We start from the raw sequence: 20360 nt of genomic DNA, 5'->3' as shown, positions 1-20360 counted from the left end.
CCTGGTTAAACTTTGATCGCAAACGGATCGCGCTTCTCGTCTGAGTAGTCGATCATCACGTTCTTGCTGACGGTAAATTCGAGGAGCCCCTGCTCACCGCGTTCCCGGCCGAATCCGGAGTTCTTCATTCCTCCGAAGGGCGCTTGGGCCGAGACCATGCGGTAAGTGTTCACCCAGACGACTCCGGTTCGCATCGATCGGATCATCCGCATCGCCCGGGACAGGTTCTGCGTCCAGACGCCACAGGCGAGCCCGTATTCCGTATCGTTGCCAATTGCCACGGCCTCGTCCTCTTCCTCGAACGGAATGATCGAAAGCACCGGCCCGAAGATCTCCTCGCGAGCGACCCGCATCTGGTTGTTCACCTCCGCGAAGATAGTCGGCTTAATGAACAATCCCTTGGCAAGAGCGCCCTCGCGAGCAGGCTCTCCGCCCGTGACCAGACGGGCTCCATCCTTGCGGGCGGCATTGATGAATTCCATGATCCGATTGAACTGCGGCTCGTTGGCCGCCGTTCCCATCTCGGTCGCGGGGTCTCGTGGATCACCCATCACGATCTTCCCGGCCCGTTCCGCAAGTCGCTCGACGACCTGCTGATAAACGGGACGCTGTACGAGCAAGCGGGATCCGGCGATGCAGGTCTGGCCGGTCGCTCCGAAGATTCCCGCCAAAGCTCCAACGACCGCCTTGTCGAGATCGGCGTCCGCGAAAATGATATTCGGAGATTTGCCGCCGAGTTCCAAAGTCACCGGGCGCAGGTTCCTTCCCGCAGTCGCAGCGATCTCGCGCCCGACATTCGGGCTTCCGGTAAAGCTGATCTTGTCTATGCCCTTACTGGCGACGAGCGCCCGACCGACATCTCCTGCACCGGTCACGACGTTGATGACGCCCGGTGGGAAGCCGGCCTTCTCCACCAGTTTGCAAATCTCCAACGTCGTCACGGAGGCATGCTCGGACGGCTTGACGACGACACAGTTACCGGCGGCCAGGGCAGCGGGCAGCTTATTGGATAGCAACGAGATCGGGGAATTCCATGCCGTGATGACGGCGATGACACCATACGGCTCCCGTACCGCGTAATCGACGATCTGAGGCTGGTCCAGCGGGATGACGCTGCCGTAGATCTTGTCGGCATACCCGGCAAAGAAGCGGAAGAGGCGGGCGGCAAACAGCATCTGCGAACGCGTTTCGCGGATCACTTTGCCGTTGTCGGTTGTCTCGAGCACGGACATAGGCTCCGCGTTTTCCTCAATCAGATTCGCGAGCCGGTTCAGCAGTGTAGCGCGCTCGACCCCGGTCGTATGCCGCCACTTGGTGTCGTACGCTCGCCGCGCTGCAGCAACCGCCGCGTTGACATCCGCTTCCGTGGCGGCGGGGACAGTTGCCCACGTCTCCTGATTGAACGGGTTGACGGCGGGAAATGTCTTCCCGTCCGCGCTGTTTGTCCACTGGCCGTCGATGAAAAGCTTGCAGGTCTTGACCATTCTCACAATCCGCTTGTTCGGGAAACCCAGATAGCCGCTCCCTGCAAAAAGTGTCAACAGTTGACTTTCATCAATCTACCAAGCTAAACAGATAGCGCCGGACTGGCATTTGTCGTTTCCGACGGGAATCGACGGAGCACGTCCGGAAAATGAGAGATGCGCGAAAACGCGCCGACGAGGAGGGAACTGGGACCATGCGCTACAAGATTGCGATGCTCTTGAGCTTCGGAGCCGTGTTGTCGCAACCGGCTTCCGCCGAGAGGCTGAAGCTAGGTGTGCTTGCGACGCTTTCGGGTGCGGGCACTGCGTGGGGCATCTCGATGCAGGGTGCAGCCGAGCTGGCAGCAGAAGACGTCAACAGCAAGGGCGGCCTCGAAGTCGGCGGCAAGAAGTACAACATCGAAGTTGTGGCTTACGACGATCACTATAAGGCTGCGGATGCCCTTACGGCGACCAATCGCCTGATCTTCGATGATGGCATCAAGTACATCGCCGGGCCGCTTGGTTCAGCGCCTTCTCTTGCCGTGCTGCCCGTGACGACCGAAAACAAGGTCATCACGATGACGATGGCTTTCACGCCTAAGGCGTTGTCGCCCGATCTTCCCTTCAGCTTCCGTCCAGTGATCCCAACCGACATTTTTTCCGATCCGCAGATCAAGTGGGTAGCCACGCGACTCGGCGTGAAGCGCGTCGGCGCCCTGTTCCCAAACGACGAGTCGGGACAGCAAATTGCGGTCGTGGTGGAGGCGGCCTATGAGGCGGCCGGCGCGAAGATGGTCTCCAAGGAATTCTTCGAGCGTGAGCGCGTCGACTTCGTGCCTCTCCTGACACGCGTGCTCGCTCAAAACATCGATGCCTTCGAGCTCGATGGCAATTCGCCGCAGACTGCGGGGCTCTTAGTCAAGCAGCTGCGCGAACTGGGCTTTAAGGGCCCGATCATCAGAACCGGCGGCGACGCAACGGCGGACATCGTGAAGATAGCAGGCGCCGAGGCATCCGAGCGAATCTACGTGCATCAGTCGATCGATCCGTCGGCGCCGGCGATGGCCGCCTACACGAAGCGCTTCGAGACCAAATACAAGGTCCCCATGAACGCCTTCAGTCCGTTCTTCTACGCGAACATCCAGCTCATGTTCGAGGCGATGAAGAAGGCAGGCACGGTCGCGGATACCGACAAGGTACGTGAACAAATGCTGAGCCTCAGTGGCTTCGAAACCGTGCTCGGCAAGGTCGGCTGGACCGGGCAGGAGCAATGGAAGTCCAACCAGCAGCTCGACGCTCCCTATTACATCGCTGTGCTCAAGGGTGGAATGCCCGCAATCGTGGCAACTTGCGAACGGACGCGGTGCGAATAGACGGAGCCGGATTTCGGCGGTCATCTGACCTGAGGGCGCTGATTTGGATTACGCAACACTGATCGGCCAAGCGACGCTGAATGGCCTGGTGATCGGCGCCATGTACATGCTCATGGCCGTCGGCTTCACCTTGACCTTCGGGATCATGCGTGTGGTCAACTTCGCCCACGGCGAATTCTATATGCTGGGCGCCTTCACGGCGTTCTTTACCTATATCTACTGGGAGATCCCCTTCGTCGCCTGCCTGCTCATCGCGGCCTTGACCATCGGCCTCCTCGGCGCGCTGGTCGAGCGCGCGGTTATCCAGCCGTTCCGAGACGACGAGACCTCCGGCATGATCGCGACACTTGCGATCTCGGTGATCATTCAGAACGCCGCGGTGATGGCCTGGGGGCCGGCACCCAGGCCGATGCCCGATATCGTGCAAGGCACGCTCGTGCTCGGCCCGTTCAGCTTTCCGTGGTCGCGGCTCGTCGTCATCGCTGCGGCGGCCCTGATCTTCGCGGCGTTCTGGCTGTTCATGCGGGGCACCAGAACCGGCCGCGCTATGCGGGCGGTGGCCCAGGACAAGGAGACTGCGTTGATCCAGGGAATCCGGATCAACGCCATCTATCCCCTTGCATTCGGAATGAGCGTCGCACTGGCTGCCCTGGCGGGAGGGCTGATGGGCCCAGTCTTCTCGGTCTCGCCCTTCGTCGGGCTGACGCCGATGCTGAAAGCGTTCGTTGTCGTCATCCTCGGCGGCCTTGGCTCGGTCCCCGGCGCGGTCGTCGGCGGAATCCTGCTCGGGCTGATCGAGAGCTTCACGGCGACCCTGTTCGGCTCGCTCGTCTCTGACATCCTTCAGCTTCTGCTGGTGATCATGATCCTGCTGGTTCGTCCCGCGGGCCTGCTGGGACAACGGGAGTACTAGTCTTGGATGCCTCGTCGACGACCCTCGCGAAGATTGATCGGCCGCCCGGGACGCGGCGCAGTGGCGTGCCGACCGGGCTTGCGATAGCCGTCCTGCTGACGCTGGCGATTGTCCTGCCGCAGCTTACGGCCAACCAGTTCTATCTGCATCTGGCGAACATGGTGCTGATCAACGCTATCTTCGCCATGAGTCTCGGCCTGATCATGTCGGTCGGCCAGATTTCGCTCGGGCACGCCGCATTCGTCTCGGCCGGCGGCTACATATCGGCGTTGCTGGCGCTGAACTTCAAGGTTCCGGCTCTACTGGGGATCCTGCTCGCGGGCGTGATGACCGGGTTGGCCGCGGCGGCGCTCGGCAAGGTCATCCTGCGGCTGCGCGGCGTCTATTTCGTGCTCGTAACCTTTCTCGCCGGCCAGGTGTTCACGCTGATCGCACTGAACTGGCAGAGTGTGACACACGGAGCCAATGGACTGGTCGGCATCTCGCCCATCTGGCTGTTCGGCTTCCCGCTGGGGACACGCCTGCGCTTCTACTACTTCGCGCTCGCGGCTTTTGTGCTCGTCTTCGCCTTCGTCTGGGCCCTGATGCGCTCGCAGTATGGCCGTGCCTTCCGCTCGATAGCCGAGAACGTGCGGCTGGCCGAAGCAAGCGGCATCGATGTCAGCCGGTATCAGATCATCGCATTCTCCCTCGGCAGCGGCATCGCCGGCAGCACCGGCGCCGTCATGATTCACTACATCCGTTTCATCTCGCCTGACAGCTTCACCTTTAGCGACTCCATCGCCTACATCACCATGCTGCTGGTCGGCGGACGTGGTTCGCTGATCGGCGGCGTGCTGGGTTCGTTGTTCCTGACACCTCTTCCCGAAGCGCTGCGCGGCCTCGCCGGCGCCCAGCAGATCCTCTACGGCGTCATCCTGCTGGGCGTGCTGCTGTTCCTGCCGGGCGGACTGGTGTCCATCGGTCGCGTCTTCAAGCGCACCGGGGAGAAGCACAAATGAGTGCGCTTCTCGAGGTCGAACGGATCAGCCGGCGCTATGGTGGCCTGAGCGCGTTGAAGGACGTCTCCTTCTCCGTCGGCGAGGGCGAGATCGTCGGATTGATCGGGCCGAACGGCGCCGGCAAGACCACCTGCTTCAACGTGGTCAGCGGCGTAGTGCCGCCGTCGTCGGGCGCGATCAGGTTCGGGGGCCAGGACATCGTCGGGCGGAAGACCAGCCAGATTGTGCATGACGGCCTGGTTAGGACGTTTCAGGCGACGACCGTCTTCCCTGCCTCGTCGGTGATCGAGAACGTGATGCGAGGCGCCTTCACCACCACGCCGGTGTCGATGCTCGGCTCGATATTCAACACCCGTGCCTCGCGCGCATCGCGCGCGGCGACCCGCCAACGTTGCGAGCGGTTGCTCGAGCGGCTCGCGCTGGACCAGTTTCGCGATCGCAAGGCCTCCGAACTCTCCTATGGTGGTCAGCGCCGGCTCGGCGTCGCGATCGCGCTCGCCGCTAATCCAAAGCTGCTGCTGCTCGACGAGCCCGTCGCCGGTCTCAACCCGGAAGAAGCTGCCGATTTCGGCAGCCTGATCCGCGAGCTGCATGCGAGCGAAAAGCTCTCGGTGCTTCTGGTCGAGCACCATATGCGGCTGGTGATGGGCCTTTGCAACCGCATCGTCGTGCTCGACCATGGTGAGAAGATCGCCGAGGGAGCGCCGAAGGAGATCAGTGTCAACCCAAAGGTCGTGCAGGCCTATCTCGGCACCGAGGTGGTCCCATGAGCGATGTCCTGAGCCTTCGCGACATTCACGTCGAATATGGCAGCCGTGTCGCCGTTAGCGGCGTCAGCCTCGATATCGCGCCTAACCAGATCGTTTCGCTGGTCGGCAGCAACGGTGCAGGCAAGACCTCGACGCTGCGCGCAATCATGGGCCTCAATCCGCCGAGCCGCGGGGAGATCCGTCTCGGCGACACGCGGATCGACCGTCTACCATCGCCGGAGATCGTATCGCGCGGCGTTGCGCTGTCCCCTGAAGGCCGCCGCGTCTTCCCACGGATGAGCGTGCAGGACAATTTGCTGGTGGGTGGCTATCTCCAGCCGCAGGGACAGGTCTTGCGAAGCTCGGTCGAGCGGATGTTCGGATACTTCCCGCGACTGCGCGAGCGGCGGAGCCAAATGGCAGGCACGCTCTCTGGCGGCGAGCAGCAGATGCTGGCGATCGCGCGCGCCCTGATGGCGCAACCGAAGGTGCTATTGCTCGACGAACCTTCGCTTGGTTTGGCGCCGATCATGGTCCAGGAGATCGGCCGTTTGATCGAGAAGATCAACGTGGAGCAGGGCCTGGCCATTGTTCTAGTCGAGCAGAATGCGAGCTTGGCGCTCCGCTTGTGTCATTACGCCTACGTTCTCGAGAACGGTCGCGTCGCACTGTCTGGTCCAGGCGCGGAATTGGTTAAGAGCGACTACGTGCAGCGCGCCTATCTTGGCGTCTGACGTCCCGCGTCTTTGCAAGGAGTGTTTCATATTTCATGAGTGTCCATTCGATAGAACTCCCGCCGTGCACGACGAAGCCCGCTCAAGACCTTGCAAGCTTTGCGTCGAAACTAAGACTCGAAGACGTTCCTGGCGCCGCCCTCGAGCGCGCAAAACTCCTGATCCTTGATGGAATCGGGCTTGGGCTCGCCTCTCACGCTTATGAGTTCGGCCCGGTTTCGCTGGCTGCGATAGCAAAGCTGGCCGGTGGTGGCGGCGATTGCACGGTGATCGGGACCACGTCGAAACTTCCGATAAGAGACAGCGTGCTTGCTAATGGCATTCTGGTCCATGGCCTCGACTATGACGATACGCATATCGAAGCGATCGTCCATCCGACTGCGGCCTGTCTGCCTTGCGCATTGTCTGTGTCCGAGCATCTCGGCCTATCTGGGGCAGACCTGCTGACCGGATATATTGCCGGCATGGAAACAGCCGTGCGCCTGGGCATGGCCATCCGCGGGGGATTTCATCACGTTGGCTTCCACGCAACTGGTGTAATTTCGCATTTCAGCTCCACCATCGTTGCGGCGAAATTGATGGGGTTGACCGAAGCGCAGATGGTCGCAGCCCAAGGCATTGCAGCAAGTACAGCTTCGGGTGTTCAAGTCTTCCTTGAGGAAGGCGCCTGGACCAAGCGCTTCCATCCCGGCTGGGGCGCCGTCGCTGGCCTCACAGCCGCGACGCTTGCCGGTTCCGGCTTTCATGGGCCTAGTCGACCCTACGAGGGTCGCTTTGGTCTTCTTCATGCCTATCTTCAAGATCACGCGACCGATACGTCGCTCGACATGGTCGGCGAAGAATTGGGGCAGCGCTGGCACTTCGCCGACACCGCAATCAAGCCCTACCCTGTCTGCCACTTCAGCCACGGCGCGCTGGAGGCGGCGACTCTTCTTCACGAAGAGATTGGCGACAGGAGGATCGTCTCGGTGGATGCGTTTGTTCCAGAGAAAACGCTGCCCATCATCGCCGAGCCGGCGCCCGCGAAGAAGCATCCCAAGACTGATTACGAAGCCAAGTTCAGCGTTCAATTTTGTGTCGCCACCGGATTACTGAAGGGAAGATTTGGCCTTCCTGAACTGTCAAAGGCTGCTTTGACCGACGAAAACGTGCTGGCTCTCACCGCTAAAGTCCAATGCCATTCTGACCCAGAAACAAGATTTCCAGAAGCCTTCTCGGGCGGCGTCAAGGTGACGCTCGACGATGGTCGCGAATTGTACAAGCACGTTCCGATCAACGAGGGCAGCGGACATCGCGCCCTACAGCGAGAGACGGTTACTAGAAAGTTCATGGCGAACGCAACGATGACCGTCAGCGAAGAGGTGGCTCGAAATGCGTGCGTCGCGATCCTTGAGTTGGAAAAGTGCCAAGCAGGAGCGGTCGCCCAATTGCTTGTCTCGGATCGCCCATCCGCCCTTGGCTCCGACCCGCGGCACATTGTCAAACACGTTATGTCAACTGTTGACAGTATGCGGAGCGCGTGGTCTTAGAAGAGCGTCGTCCCGCGCCCCAACTGCGATTGGAAATCTCAATGGTGACTAGAGCCGCGTCAATCGGCCAGCAGCGCAAAGTGCTTGTTGCCAACCGCGGCGAGATAGCGATCCGAATCTGCCGAGCCGTCTCCGAGTTGAGTTGGCTGAGCGTCGTGGTGTACTCGAACGACGACGCAACGTCCCTCCACACGAAGAAGGGGGACTTTTCCGTCTCGCTCGAAAGAGGGGGAGCGGCGGCCTATCTCGATATCGATAGGATGATCGAGATTGCGCAGCAGACTGGCTGCACCATGGTGCATCCCGGCTACGGATTCCTTAGCGAGCGAGCTGACTTCGCGGCGAGATGTGAGGCCGCGGGGCTGACCTTCGTGGGTCCAGCCGCACAGACACTGCAAATCTTTGGGAATAAGGCGGAGGCTCGTGAATTGGCTGCGGCTTGTCGCGTGCCGCTGCCGAACGGAAGCCCTGAACTATTGACGGCGGACGAGGCAATAGGATTCTTCGCCGACCAAAAAGAGAGGCCGATACTTCTGAAAGCGGTTGCAGGCGGTGGTGGGCGCGGCATACGCATTGCGCGATCCGCCGCCGAGGTCGCGGGGGCATTTGAGCGTTGCCGATCGGAAGCCAAGGCGTCCTTCGGCGACGATAGAGTGTTCGCCGAAGAACTGATCGAGGGTGCCAGGCACATCGAAGTGCAACTGGTTGGCGATGGAACAGGCGAAGTCGCGATCTTAGGCGAGCGCGAATGCAGCTTGCAGCGGCGGCATCAGAAGCTCGTTGAACTTGCTCCATCGCCCGACTTGTCCCGGGAGACGCGTGAGACGCTGTATCAGGCGAGTGAACGCCTAGGCCGGCGCGTGAGGTATCGGGGCCTTGGAACCTTCGAATTCCTGGTGTGCGCAGACGAACGGTCAGGCGGCGACCGCGTGCTGTTCATGGAGGTCAATCCACGGCTGCAGGTCGAGCATACAGTGACCGAGGAAGTCACGGGCGTCGACCTTGTTCAGCTCCAGTTGCGTCTGGCAGCCGGCGGCCGGCTCGCGCAGGAGACCCTGCCGGATCCACTGAAACCTCGCGGCATCGCCATGCAGCTACGCGTAAACATGGAAAGTTTGCAGGCTGACGGTTCGATAGCGCCTGCCGTAGGCGAACTGCGGACGTTCGAGCTTCCGTCTGGGCCCGGCGTGCGCACCGATACCGCGGGTTATGTGGGCTTCCGCAATAGCGTCAGCTTCGACTCGCTCCTGGCAAAAATAGTCGTCCATGTGCCGGCGGGTGGATACGGCGTGCTTGTTCGCAAGGCCTACAGAGCGCTGTGTGAGACGCACATCGACGGTATCGCGACCAACCTTCGGTTTCTTAAAGGTCTCCTTCGGCGCCCGGAAGTCGAGGCGAACCGTGTTCACACGCGATTCATCGACGAGTACATGCACGAACTTGCCGGGTCGAGCGGCAGCTCTCACCCTGTGCTTCACTTTGACGACGTTAAAGGTGATCGGCCTCGCGACGGGGTCCGGGTAGTCCAACAGCCGAGCGACTCCCTCGCTGTCGTGGCGCCGGCGACCTGCCGGATCGTGGAAATCCGGGTTCGGGAGGGCGATACGGTCACCGCAGGACAGCCCTTGGCCGTCACTGAGTCTATGAAGATGGAATTCGTCATCCAGGCCGATGTCGGAGGCACGATCGCGGCCCTCGTCGCAAAGGAGGGCGAGTCTTTACTCGAAGGCGAGCCGTTGTTGTTCCTGGAGGCTTGTGATTCCGGGCAGGCCGATCAGGACGTCGAGCGAAGTGAGCGCGACCTCGAGGAGATACGAACTGACCTCGCCCGGGTACTTTCCGCGCACGATCGCCTGATGGATGCTGCCCGTCCGGACGCGGTCGCTCGGCGCCGAAAGACCGGCCAGCGGACTGCGCGGGAGAATGTCGCAAACCTGTGCGACGACGGGAGCTTTCTTGAATATGGTGGGCTCGCCGTCGCCGCGCAACGTTCGCGTAGAAGCATCGAGGAACTACAGGAAGTCAGTCCCGCCGACGGGTTGATCACGGGAGTCGGAACCGTGAACGCGGATCTATTCGGCGCGGACAGGACGAGATGCGCCGTACTGGCCTATGACTATACGGTCTTCGCCGGCACGCAGGGCTATATGGCCCATACCAAGAAGCGCAGGATCATCCGACTCGCGACGAAGTGGCGGCTACCCGTCATCATGTTCGCAGAAGGTGGCGGCGGTCGTCCGGGCGATACCGACGATCGGACGGGATTGAAGCTCTATAACGCGACTTTCTGGGGCATGGCCAGACTGAGCGGAGAGGTTCCTATCGTCGCCATCGCGTCCGGCCGCTGCTTCGCAGGGAACGCCGCGCTCCTATCCTGCGCGGACCTGGTCATCGCCACTGAGAACGCGTCGATCGGAATGGGCGGACCCGCAATGATCGAAGGCGGCGGACTGGGGGTGGTGACGGCTGATGAAGTGGGTCCGGTATCCGTCCAATCGCGCAACGGGGTCATCGACGTTATCGTGCGTGACGAGGAGGAGGCGGTGTCCGTTGCCAAGCAATTCCTGTCCTATGTTCAGGGAAGCAAGGCGAATTGGTCGAGCAGTGATCAGCGTCTGCTGAGGCACATCATTCCAGAAGAGCCTCGTAGAGCCTACGACATGCGGCAGGTGATCGAGCTGCTGGCGGACACAGGCTCGTTTCTCGAGTTACGACCGAAGTTCGGCGTGGGCATGATCACGGGCTTCATCCGTGTCGAGGGGCATGCTTTCGCAGTCGTCGCCAACAATCCGGCCCATCTGGCCGGCGCTATCGACACCGATGGATCGGAAAAGGCCGCGCGGTTTCTCGGTTTGGTAGAGTCCCTCGGAATTCCGCTGCTGACTCTGTGCGATACGCCGGGCTTCATGGTCGGACCGGAGGCCGAAAAGACCGGGCTCGTTCGTAGCGCTGGCCGGATGTTCGTCGGCGGTTCCAAGCTAACGGTGCCGTTGTTCACGATTGTCGTCCGAAAAGCGTACGGTCTCGGCGCCGTCGCGATGGTCGGCGGAAATTCATACGAGCAGATGTTCTGTGTCGCCTGGCCAACAGGTCATTTTGGCAAGATGGGGCTCGAGGGGCATGTAAAGCTGGCTTACCGCAAGGAGCTAGAAGCACTGTCGAGCGATGCCGAGCGTCAGGCACGCGTCCGCCAGATGGTTGCCGAACTTCATGATCGCGGAAGTGCACTCAATACCGCGCCTTACCTTTCAATCGATGATGTCATCGATCCACTCCAGTCGCGCGCATGGTTGATGGCCGGCCTGCAAGTCGTGAAACAGCGAGAACGCACCCGAACAAAGAGCAACGGCCGTCCGGATGAAGATCCGTCCGGTTCTGCTTGGTGCGACTGAAGGTCATCGCATGGGAACGGTGATCGAAATCGCACCTCAACACGGCGCGGCCGCGGAGCGGTTCCGCGGTATGTCGGATAAGCCGCCGCTGATCAGAATCGACGGTCTCCACGTACATTTCCAGCTTAATCGTCGAGATGTCTTGCGAGCCGTAAACGGCGTTAGCTTCGACGTGAATGCAGGGGAGGTGTTCGGGATTATCGGCGAATCCGGATCCGGAAAGTCGACGGTCGCTCGCGTGCTCGTCGGCCTGCTTAGCCCGACCGAGGGAGCCGTCCTTCACGACGGCGTTTGCCTCACCAAGCTGAAGAGCGGTGAGTTCCGAAGCCATAGGCGCGGCTATCAGATCGTCTTTCAAGATCCGGAGGGAGCCCTAAACCCGCGAATGACGGTGCTGCAGAGCGTCAGAGAGCCGCTCGACATTGCCGGCACCGGAAGCAGCCAGGATCGGGATCGGATGGCCATGACTTGCCTCGAGCAAGTTGGGCTTGGTCCAGATTTTGCGAGCCGCTATCCGCATCAACTGTCAGGCGGTCAAAAGCAACGGGCCAATATCGCCCGCGTTCTGACAATGCAGCCGAAGGTCGTTGTGTGCGACGAGGCGGTCGCTGCGCTCGACGTCTCGATCCAGGCGGAAATCATCAATCTCTTCTGCGACCTCAAGCGACGGCTGGGACTGACCTACGTCTTCATATCCCACGATCTGAATGTGGTGGCCCACATCAGCGACCGGATTGCGGTCATGTACCTGGGACGTCTAGTGGAGCTCGGCCCAGTCGAACAGCTCCTCGCATCTCCCAAGCATCCCTACACTCAAGCCTTGCTGCGATCACGGCCTTCGCCCGTGCCTGCGTCGCTACGTGAAAAGAGGCAGCCGGCGCTGACCGGCGAAGTGCCGAGCGCGATCACGTATCCCGTCGGGTGCGCATTCCAGAGCCGTTGCCCGTACGCGAAGGCTCAATGTGCCAGCGAAGTGCCGATCTGGAGAAGCATCGAACCGGAACGCTGGGTCGCGTGCCACTTCGCCGGCCAAATTCAACAAACCTAATCAAATCATAACAACGCGGGAGAAGAACGATGAGGAAGGGAAACGAGGACATCGGTCGGCAAATCCGGATGACGCGCAGGCATTGGCTCGCCCTGCTCTCCGGCGCGGTGGCCGGTGGCGCACTCCCGCTTTCCGCGACAATCGTGGCAGCGGAAGATCCCAGGCGTGGCGGAACCCTGAAGGTCGTTACCCCGCATAATCCGACCAGCATGGATCCGATCGCCGGCCGGCACGGCGGCGACCATACGATGCTGTTCCCGGCGTTCGAAACGTTGATCAACACCGACCTGGACACGCTGCTTCCGAAGCCGGGTCTCGCCGAATCCTGGTCATATCCGGACCCGTTGACGCTCGTGCTCAATCTCAGGTCCGGCGTGAAGTTTCACGATGGAACGCCTATGGATGCGGAAGCTGTCCGCTTCAACCTCGAGCGTGCACGGTCGGACGACCGCTCACGTGTCAAGATCGACCTGATCTACGTCAAAACCATCGAAGTTACGGGGGCGAATCAGGTCACGCTCAAGCTCTCGGAGCCAGATGTCGTTCTTCTCGCCGTGCTGTCCGATCGGGCCGGCATGATGTCATCTCCAACCGCGATCAAAGAGAAGGGCGATCAGTACGATCGAACGCCGGTTGGTACGGGACCTTGGCGCGTGACGGTTTGGCGCGATGCTGAGAGGCTCAGCTACGCCCGCCATGCGGACTACTGGGGTCAAAAGCCGAGCGTCGATCAGATCGAGATGTCGGTGATACCTGAAGTGAATACAGGTTTGCGAACCGTCATTGCCAAACAAAATGACTTCATATTCCAGCTCGCACCTCAGCAAAAGCCGCTGATCGATCGCACGGGCCTAGTCGTCGTGCAAGGCCAGACGGTTGCGACCTATCAGATCTATCTGAACTACGCCAAGCCGCCGTTCGATAATCTGAAGGTTCGGCTCGCAATGTGTCATGCCGTCAATCGCGAGGAGCTCAACCAGGTTACGATGGCCGGTTTGGGTGAGCCGACCATTCAAACACTGCCAAAATCGCACTGGGCATACAACAAGGAACTCGAGGGGAGCTACCAGTACGACCCGGATCTTGCCAAGAAGCTCTTGGCGGAGGCCGGGCTTTCGTCAGGTGTCGACGTCGAGATGTTCGTCAATAACGATCAGCGCTCCATGCAGCGAGGCGAAGTGCTGGCCGAACAATACAAGAAGGCGAATATTCGGATCAAACTGCTGAGCGTCCCGGTCAACGAACTCGGTGCGAAGTTCATGGGAGAGAAGCTCGGGCATGCAGCGCTGTCCGTGTATACGGGACGTACGGACCCGAGCCAGTTCTTCAGCATCATGTTCGATGCAAAGTCGTTCATCAATGCGGCTCGGATATGGGGGGCCCCCGATCTCGAGCAAGCGATGTCGGATTGCCGGACGACCTTCGACATGGAGGGGCGGAAAAAGGCGATCGGCAAGGTTCTCAAGATCGTCCGAGACAACGCGTTGTACGTGCCGTTGCTCCTCCAGCCCGAGCTCGACGCAGCCGTTCCCCGCGTTAAGGGCTACAAACCGAACATGCTCGGCAAGCCGCGCTTCGAGCAAGTCTCTCTCGTCGACTAACGGGCTCAAGGGGAGGGCGGCATGCGGGACAAGCGTGCGCTTCGATTGATCGGCTCAAGCATTCTCCAGGCAGGACCTATTCTTGTCGCGGCGACTTTTGTCGTGTTCGTTCTGATGCACCTTGTTCCGGGCGACATCGCGATCACGCTTGCGGGTGAATCCGCGACCGCCGAAAGGATCGAGGAGATCAGGGCGATGTACGGGCTGGATCAGCCGATCATCGTCCAGTACGCGACATGGTTCTGGAAAATGATCCATGGTGACCTATCGGTCTCCCTGCTCTCTCGTGAGCCCGTCCTGCAGTCGATCCTCTACAGATTGCCGGTTACGTTGCTGATCGTGTCGCTGGCTATGGTCATGTCGCTCGCTGTTGGCATCACCCTCGGGGTATTCGCTTCGCTTAAGCCCCGATCGACCGCGGACTCCGTTGTCACGACGCTGGCATCCGTCGGGATCGCTCTGCCGAATTTCTGGCTTGCGATGATCTTGGTGTCGTTTCTTGCGCTTCGCTTCCAGTGGTTTCCGGTTTCCGGAATGGTTAGTCCCGTTCAGAACCCAATCGACGCACTCTACCATGCGTTCCTACCTGCGCTCGCGCTCGCGGCCGGCGGAGTTGCCGAGGTGGCACGTCAAACGCGAAGCGCGCTCATGGAGGTGCAGGCCTCCCAATACATGCGTACGCTTGCAGCCAAAGGCCTTCCTCAGTCCGCGATCTTCTGGAAGCACGGCCTGAAGAATATCAGCGTAACTTTGCTGACTGTGGTCGGGCTTCTATTCAACAGGCTCCTGGGCGGCACCGTGGTTATCGAGGCTGTCTTCGCCATCTCGGGAATGGGAAGCCTCGTCGTGACCGCTGCCACCGGCAAAGACTTTCCCGTTGTCCAAGGGGTGATGCTGGCGATGGTCATGATCGTCATCGTCGTCAATCTGGCGATCGAGATCCTCTACGCCGTCCTCGATCCTAGGGTGAATCGGTGATGGTCGCTCAGGCACGTCGCACGCGACTATCTCCGCGTATCCCGTTTCGGCACGTCGGCTTTTATGTCAGCGCTGCTTATCTCCTGGTCCTGATTTCCGTGTCGGCCGCTGCCCCATGGATCGCTCCTTACTCACCGACGCATCAGGACTATGCCGCTGTGTTGGCTCCGCCGAGTGGCGGCCATCTGCTCGGTGCGGACGACCTGGGTCGCGACGTCTTCAGCCGGCTGATCTATGGGGCGCCGCTTACGTTGTTCGGCAGCATCTTGGCAGTCTTCGTGGCGTGCGCCGTTGGATTGCCAGTAGGATTGGTCGCCGGCTTCTCTGGTGGATGGGTCGACACGGTTGTTAGTCGTGTAATCGACACGATGCTGTCATTTCCCGCGATCGTACTTGCGATCGGAGTAACCGGTGCGCTCGGCGTCGGGCTAACCAACAGCATGATCGCGATCGGTCTCGTATTCTCTCCGACGATCGCGCGACTGGTCCGAGGGCAGACGTTGATCTGCCGTAGCGCGCTCTACGTCGACGCTGGGCGTTGCTTTGGGGCGTCCACGACGCGGCTACTCTTTCGGCACATCCTTCCCAATGCCGTCCAACCGGTCATCGTTCAGGTCACGCTACTGCTCGCGACTGCGCTCTTGGCCGAAGCCAGCCTTAGCTTTTTGGGACTGGGCGTGCAGCCGCCGCAACCGAGTTGGGGCGCGATGCTCGCCCGAGCCTACCAATACATGGAAATCGAGCCTTCGCAGATGTATGCGCCTGGTTTGGCCATCCTGTTGACGGCTCTCGCGTTCAACACCCTCGGCGAGAATCTGCGCGTTCGCCTCGATCCAACGATGAAGAACCGTTGAGCAACCGATGAAGCATGTTCTCGACGCCGAAAGCTGCACAGCTCCACTGTTGAAGGTTGAGGATCTCAGCGTCTTCTTCCGTGCCGGAACCGGCGAGGTTCAGGCGACGGATTCGATCAGTTTTTCGCTTGCCCCTGGTGAGCGTCTTGGAATCGTGGGTGAGAGCGGATGCGGCAAGACCGTTACTGGGCTCGCGCTTCTCGGCCTGTTGCCTCCCTTCCTCACTCGCGTGACTGGGAGGGCGTACTTCGAGGGCAGTGATCTCATCGCGATGAAACGCCCTGAGCTACGGGCTATCTCCGGCCGCCGCATCGCGATGATTTTCCAGGAGCCGATGCGTGCGCTTGACCCGGTCTTCACCATCGGCGAGCAGATATCGGAGACGTTGCGAGCGCATATGCCGATCGGAAAGCGGGAGGCGCGCACCAGGGTCATCGATGCTCTCGCCGAGGTCGGCATTCCATCGCCTGCCCGTCGCTACGACGACTACCCTCACACGCTTTCGGGCGGCATGCAGCAGCGCGTGATGATCGCGATGGCGTTGATCTGCAAACCTCGACTGCTCATCGCGGACGAACCGACGACCGCGCTCGACGTCACCGTCCAGGCACAGATCATCGATCTGCTGCAGAGACTGAGCGAGAGCACCGGTACGGCGCTGATCTTCATCACCCACGACCTTGGGGTCGTTGCGGAGCTCTGCACGAGGGTCGTGATTGCGTATGCCGGACAGGTGGTCGAGGATGCTCCGATCGAGACGGTCTATCGCGAGCCGCGGCATCCATATACGTCCGGTCTCTTTCGCTCGATGCCGAGCTTAAGCGTTCGCGGCGAGGCGCTGCCATCGATTGGAGGCCGCGTTCCGAGCCTCGGCAACATGCCGACAGGCTGCCGGTTTCGGGAGCGCTGCCAATACGCACAGTCGACGTGTCTCACCAAGCCTGAATTGCGGTCGAACGGTGACGCGCGCGTCCGCTGCGTGAGGGCTGATGAGATCAGCTTGCCGGGCGCAGTCGAGAGAATTGGAAACGGAGTGTGAAGTTATGGGACCGCTAAAGGGGCTTAAGGTAATCGAGATGGCCGGGATGGGGCCTGGGCCATTCTGCGCAATGATGCTGTCCGATATGGGCGCGGACGTCCTTCGAATCGATCGAGCGGACGCCGTTGGTGCTTCTCACGAGCGAGAGCCGCGCTTCGAAATATTGAATAGGGGGCGTCCATCTGTCGCGCTCGACCTGAAAAAGCCGGCTGGGGTCAAAGTCGTCCTGCAGCTTGTGGGCAAGGCGGATATGCTGATCGAAGGATTTCGCCCGGGAGTCATGGAGCGCTTGGGCCTGGGTCCGTCGGATTGCGAACGGACCAATCCTCGGCTCATTTATGGCCGAATGACCGGATGGGGGCAGAATGGTCCGCTTGCCCAGGCGGCCGGACACGACATCAACTACATCGCGTTGACAGGCGCACTTCACGCCATCGGCCGGACGGGCCAGGCACCGACACCGCCGCTCAATCTCGTCGGCGACTTTGGCGGCGGATCGATGTACCTGCTGTTCGGAATGCTCTGTGCATTGTGGGAGCGGGAGCAATCGGGGCGCGGCCAAGTGGTCGATGCCGCGATCCTCGATGGTGTCAACTCGTTGACCAGCTTCCTCTACGGCGCGCTGGCGCGGAAGGGATGGACCGATCGGCGTGGGGAAAACCTGCTGGACGGTGGCCGACCCTGGTACGACACCTATGAAGCAAAGGACGGTCACTACGTCAGCATCGGGCCGATCGAGCCCAAATTCTACAAGGAATTGCTGGAACGGCTGGGTATCGGCGATGAGAAGCTGCCCGCTCAAAATGACCCGAAAGGCTGGGACAGCCTCCGCGGGCGTTTTGCGGCGGTGTTCAAGACCAAGACGCGGGACGAATGGAGCCAACTCCTCGAGCGCACCGACGCCTGCTTTGCTCCGGTCCTCAGTGCACTCGAAGCACCGTCGCACCCACAGAACGTCGCGCGCTCCAATTTCGTAGAGATCGAGGGAGTCGTGCAGCCGGCGCCCGCACCGCGTTTCAGCCGTACGCGGCCGGAGGTCGCCGGGGCCGCCGTGCGGGCAGGTCAGAAGACCCGGGATGGGCTCGCAGGCTGGGGTTTCACGAGCGAACAGGTCGATGGCTTTATCCGCGATGGCATAGCAGTGCAGGCGGCGAGCTGAAATCGGGAGCGGACAATGGCTATTGCATACGACAAGCTCAAGAATCGGAAGTTTGGGGACATCGTTCAGGAATACGGCACGAGGGATACGTTGCTCTACGCGCTCGGCGTCTGCTGCGGCGACGATCCAACCGATCCGCGTGATCTTCGCTTCGCCTACGAAGACAGCATGCAAGCCCTGCCGACGATGGCGACAGTCCTCTGCTCTCCGGGATTTTGGCTGAAGGAGCCGGATACGGGAGTCGACTGGCGTCATGTTCTGCATGGAGAACAGTTTCTGAAGATCCATCGCCCGCTGCCACCGTCGGGCAAGCTGATCGGCCGGCAGCACATTGAGGAAATCGTCGACAAAGGCCCCGGGCGAGGAGCGCTGATCTACATCAAGCGCGAACTCCTCGATGCTGAAAGCGGCGATCTCGTCTGCACGGTCGGTCTTTCGAGCTTCGCGAGAGCTAATGGCGGCTTCGGAGGTCCCAGCGGGCCTGCAAAGCCCGCTCACAAGCTGCCTGATAGAGCCCCCGATGTGACCTGCGACTTGCGAACATGGAAGCATTCCGCGCTGATCTATCGGCTTAACGGCGACTACAATCCGCTGCACGGCGACCCCGAAGTCGCGCGCGCGGCTGGATTCGAGCGTCCCATCCTCCACGGGCTCTGCACCTACGGCGTGGCGGGACGGGCCCTGGTCCGGACACTCTGCAACAACGATGCGACGCGCTTGCGTCAGCTCGACGTCCGGTTTTCCGCGCCGGTCTATCCCGGCGAGACAATCCGCACGGAAATCTGGAGAGAGGACACGGGGGTCGCCGGCTTCCGTTGTCGCGTCTTGGAGCGCGACTTGGTCGTCCTCGACAGCGGTCTGGCGCGATACCAATGAGAGGGCAAGCCGTGCCGCAGCGAGTCGTTATATCCGGCGAAAATGTCCGGACCGAAGAGCAGATCGCCGATCGGATCGCTCGCATCGCAAGTGGCTTAACTAAGCTCGGTTTGAATCCAGGCGATGCGTTCGCGATCCTCATGCGCAACGACATCTCGTTTCTAGAGGCCTGCGCCGGTGCAGCGCGAATCGGGGCCTATGCCGTGCCTCTGAACTGGCACCTCGCGTCGGAGGAGATCGCCTACGTACTCGGCGATTGCGAGGCAAAAGTCCTCGTCCTGCATGCCGATCTGCTGGACCTCGTGCCGCAGAAGCTCGTTCGGGGCAGCAGCTTGACAGTGCTGGTCGCTGATACTCCGGAGGAGGTTAGGTCCGCCTACAACATTTCAGAGGAAGAATGCTCCGATTGGGTAGGCGTCAAAAGATGGGAGAAGTGGATTTCAGAACAGGCGCCGCTACCGCAAGCAGCCGTCGCGGCGCCGGAAAGCATCATCTATACGTCGGGGACCACGGGCCGTCCGAAGGGAGTCCGACGCAATCCGCCGACCCCGATACAGCGGCAACAGATCGAGGCCATGCGCGAGAAGATCTATGGTCTGCGTCCCGGAATTCGGCTGCTGATCCCCGCCCCGCTGTACCACGCAGCGCCGAACGTATTCGCTATGCGAGGTCTGCAGGTCGCCGACGAGCTCGTCCTGATGCCGAAATACGACGCCGAGGACTTCCTCCGACTGGTGGAGAAGCATCGCATATCCACAGTGGTAATGGTGCCGACCATGTTCGTTCGGCTGCTGAGACTGCCGGAAAGCATACGAGGACGCTACGACCTCAGTTCTCTAAGGGCGGTCTATCATGCGGCAGCGCCCTGTCCACCGGACATCAAGCGGGCCATGATCGAGTGGTTCGGCCCGATCATCCACGAATGGTACGGAACAACCGAATCCAGCGCGGTTACGAGCTGCAATAGCGAAGAGTGGCTGGCGCATCCAGGCACTGTCGGTCGGGCGATCGAGGGCGCACGCATAGAAGTCATCGACGAGGCCGGCAATCTATTGCCACCAGGCGAGCCGGGCGAACTCTACATCGGGCTCGAATTCTATCCGGACTTCACCTACCACAGGCGTGACGAGGAACGACGCCAGATCGGACGCAATGGACTGATAACCGGCGGCGACATCGGGTATCTTGACCAAGATGGCTACCTGTTTCTCTGCGATCGCAGGAAAGACATGGTGATCTCGGGCGGAGTCAACATCTATCCCTCGGAGATTGAGGCTGCTCTCCTGAATATCCTTCGATTCTGGATTGCGCAGTCATCGGCATCCCCGATCCCGAATATGGCGAGGCCGTCCATGCCCTCGTCGTGCAGGATGGTTCGATAACAGAAGCGGCCATCCGCGCAGCGCTCGCAAAGAGCCTTGCCAAGTTCAAGATGCCGAAAGCTATCGAATTTCGAGACCATCTGCCGCGCGACGATGCGGGCAAGCTTCTGAAGCGGCGTCTTCGAGACCCGTACTGGGCCGGCGAGCAGCGCCGAATCTGAACGTCTATTCGGCGCCGGCGCGGAATGCGGCCATGCCGCGACCGCGCTTGACTATTGTGAAAACTGTCGACAGATTACATTTAGACCCAGGCCGGGCCGCGCGGC

The 20360-nt window shown here is 60.8% G+C and carries 15 protein-coding genes and 1 pseudogene; 15 read left to right on the top strand and 1 reads right to left on the bottom strand.

Going from position 1 to position 20360, the window contains the following annotated elements; all coding sequences use genetic code 11:
* Nucleotides 1-5: 5 nt before the first annotated feature.
* Entirely contained in the window at nt 6-1541 is a 1536-nt protein-coding gene (locus ACZIRK_RS19690; protein WP_463327982.1) for an aldehyde dehydrogenase, read from the bottom strand.
* Between the two features lie 137 nt (nt 1542-1678).
* On the opposite strand from ACZIRK_RS19690, the gene ACZIRK_RS19685 reads away from it, so the two are divergent.
* From ACZIRK_RS19685 to ACZIRK_RS19615, 15 genes and pseudogenes are all read left to right on the top strand, one after another.
* Entirely contained in the window at nt 1679-2839 is a 1161-nt protein-coding gene (locus ACZIRK_RS19685; protein WP_463327981.1) for an ABC transporter substrate-binding protein, read from the top strand.
* Nucleotides 2840-2882: 43 nt separating this feature from the next.
* The gene (locus ACZIRK_RS19680; protein WP_463327980.1) at nt 2883-3752 is read left to right on the top strand and encodes a branched-chain amino acid ABC transporter permease; all 870 of its coding nucleotides are present in this window, start codon (nt 2883-2885) and stop codon (nt 3750-3752) included.
* Nucleotides 3753-3754: 2 nt separating this feature from the next.
* Nucleotides 3755-4753 (top strand): branched-chain amino acid ABC transporter permease, encoded by a 999-nt coding sequence (locus tag ACZIRK_RS19675; RefSeq protein WP_463327979.1) that lies wholly within the window; start codon nt 3755-3757, stop codon nt 4751-4753.
* Nucleotides 4750-5523, top strand: coding sequence for an ABC transporter ATP-binding protein (locus ACZIRK_RS19670; protein ID WP_463327978.1), 774 nt, complete (start codon nt 4750-4752; stop codon nt 5521-5523). Before ACZIRK_RS19675 ends, ACZIRK_RS19670 begins: the two co-directional genes overlap by 4 nt.
* Nucleotides 5520-6236, top strand: coding sequence for an ABC transporter ATP-binding protein (locus ACZIRK_RS19665; protein WP_463327977.1), 717 nt, complete (start codon nt 5520-5522; stop codon nt 6234-6236). Before ACZIRK_RS19670 ends, ACZIRK_RS19665 begins: the two co-directional genes overlap by 4 nt.
* Nucleotides 6237-6271: 35 nt before the next feature.
* A complete protein-coding gene (locus tag ACZIRK_RS19660; protein WP_463327976.1) occupies nt 6272-7765 on the top strand; it encodes an MmgE/PrpD family protein in 1494 nt (497 codons plus the stop codon).
* A gap of 41 nt (nt 7766-7806) precedes the next feature.
* Nucleotides 7807-11157, top strand: coding sequence for an acetyl-CoA carboxylase family protein (locus ACZIRK_RS19655; protein WP_463327975.1), 3351 nt, complete (start codon nt 7807-7809; stop codon nt 11155-11157).
* A gap of 10 nt (nt 11158-11167) precedes the next feature.
* Nucleotides 11168-12205 (top strand): ABC transporter ATP-binding protein, encoded by a 1038-nt coding sequence (locus ACZIRK_RS19650; RefSeq protein WP_463327974.1) that lies wholly within the window; start codon nt 11168-11170, stop codon nt 12203-12205.
* A 209-nt stretch (nt 12206-12414) separates the two neighbouring features.
* On the top strand, nt 12415-13806 hold the full coding sequence (locus ACZIRK_RS19645) for an ABC transporter substrate-binding protein (RefSeq protein ID WP_474418369.1): 1392 nt from the start codon (nt 12415-12417) through the stop codon (nt 13804-13806).
* Between the two features lie 21 nt (nt 13807-13827).
* Nucleotides 13828-14784, top strand: a complete 957-nt coding sequence (locus tag ACZIRK_RS19640) for an ABC transporter permease (protein WP_463327972.1) — start codon at nt 13828-13830, stop codon at nt 14782-14784.
* Nucleotides 14784-15638, top strand: a complete 855-nt coding sequence (locus ACZIRK_RS19635; RefSeq protein ID WP_463327971.1) for an ABC transporter permease — start codon at nt 14784-14786, stop codon at nt 15636-15638. Before ACZIRK_RS19640 ends, ACZIRK_RS19635 begins: the two co-directional genes overlap by 1 nt.
* Before the next feature lie 7 nt (nt 15639-15645).
* A complete protein-coding gene (locus tag ACZIRK_RS19630; protein ID WP_463327970.1) occupies nt 15646-16677 on the top strand; it encodes an ABC transporter ATP-binding protein in 1032 nt (343 codons plus the stop codon).
* The gene (locus tag ACZIRK_RS19625; protein WP_463327969.1) at nt 16628-17836 is read left to right on the top strand and encodes a CaiB/BaiF CoA transferase family protein; all 1209 of its coding nucleotides are present in this window, start codon (nt 16628-16630) and stop codon (nt 17834-17836) included. The genes ACZIRK_RS19630 and ACZIRK_RS19625 overlap by 50 nt, the downstream gene beginning before the upstream one ends.
* A 15-nt stretch (nt 17837-17851) precedes the next feature.
* Nucleotides 17852-18712, top strand: a complete 861-nt coding sequence (locus tag ACZIRK_RS19620; protein ID WP_463327968.1) for a MaoC/PaaZ C-terminal domain-containing protein — start codon at nt 17852-17854, stop codon at nt 18710-18712.
* Nucleotides 18709-20255: pseudogene (locus ACZIRK_RS19615) on the top strand (acyl-CoA synthetase). Before ACZIRK_RS19620 ends, ACZIRK_RS19615 begins: the two are co-directional and overlap by 4 nt.
* The last annotated feature ends 105 nt before the right edge of the window (nt 20256-20360 follow it).

This window comes from Bradyrhizobium sp. Leo114, from assembly GCF_055229415.2.
Note: the sequence above shows the minus strand (reverse complement) of the source record. Positions and strands in the feature narration are given on the sequence as shown.

What these genes read in the sequence shown, in the direction of transcription:
- ACZIRK_RS19650 (WP_463327974.1), top strand. Translation starts at nt 11,168, where the DNA reads ATGGGAACGGTGATCGAAATCGCACCTCAACACGGCGCGGCCGCGGAG.
- ACZIRK_RS19655 (WP_463327975.1), top strand. Translation starts at nt 7,807, where the DNA reads ATGGTGACTAGAGCCGCGTCAATCGGCCAGCAGCGCAAAGTGCTTGTT.
- ACZIRK_RS19645 (WP_474418369.1), top strand. Translation starts at nt 12,415, where the DNA reads ATGGATCCGATCGCCGGCCGGCACGGCGGCGACCATACGATGCTGTTC.
- ACZIRK_RS19660 (WP_463327976.1), top strand. Translation starts at nt 6,272, where the DNA reads ATGAGTGTCCATTCGATAGAACTCCCGCCGTGCACGACGAAGCCCGCT.
- ACZIRK_RS19625 (WP_463327969.1), top strand. Translation starts at nt 16,628, where the DNA reads ATGAGATCAGCTTGCCGGGCGCAGTCGAGAGAATTGGAAACGGAGTGT.
- ACZIRK_RS19665 (WP_463327977.1), top strand. Translation starts at nt 5,520, where the DNA reads ATGAGCGATGTCCTGAGCCTTCGCGACATTCACGTCGAATATGGCAGC.
- ACZIRK_RS19670 (WP_463327978.1), top strand. Translation starts at nt 4,750, where the DNA reads ATGAGTGCGCTTCTCGAGGTCGAACGGATCAGCCGGCGCTATGGTGGC.
- ACZIRK_RS19635 (WP_463327971.1), top strand. Translation starts at nt 14,784, where the DNA reads ATGGTCGCTCAGGCACGTCGCACGCGACTATCTCCGCGTATCCCGTTT.
- ACZIRK_RS19685 (WP_463327981.1), top strand. Translation starts at nt 1,679, where the DNA reads ATGCGCTACAAGATTGCGATGCTCTTGAGCTTCGGAGCCGTGTTGTCG.
- ACZIRK_RS19640 (WP_463327972.1), top strand. Translation starts at nt 13,828, where the DNA reads ATGCGGGACAAGCGTGCGCTTCGATTGATCGGCTCAAGCATTCTCCAG.
- ACZIRK_RS19630 (WP_463327970.1), top strand. Translation starts at nt 15,646, where the DNA reads ATGAAGCATGTTCTCGACGCCGAAAGCTGCACAGCTCCACTGTTGAAG.
- ACZIRK_RS19620 (WP_463327968.1), top strand. Translation starts at nt 17,852, where the DNA reads ATGGCTATTGCATACGACAAGCTCAAGAATCGGAAGTTTGGGGACATC.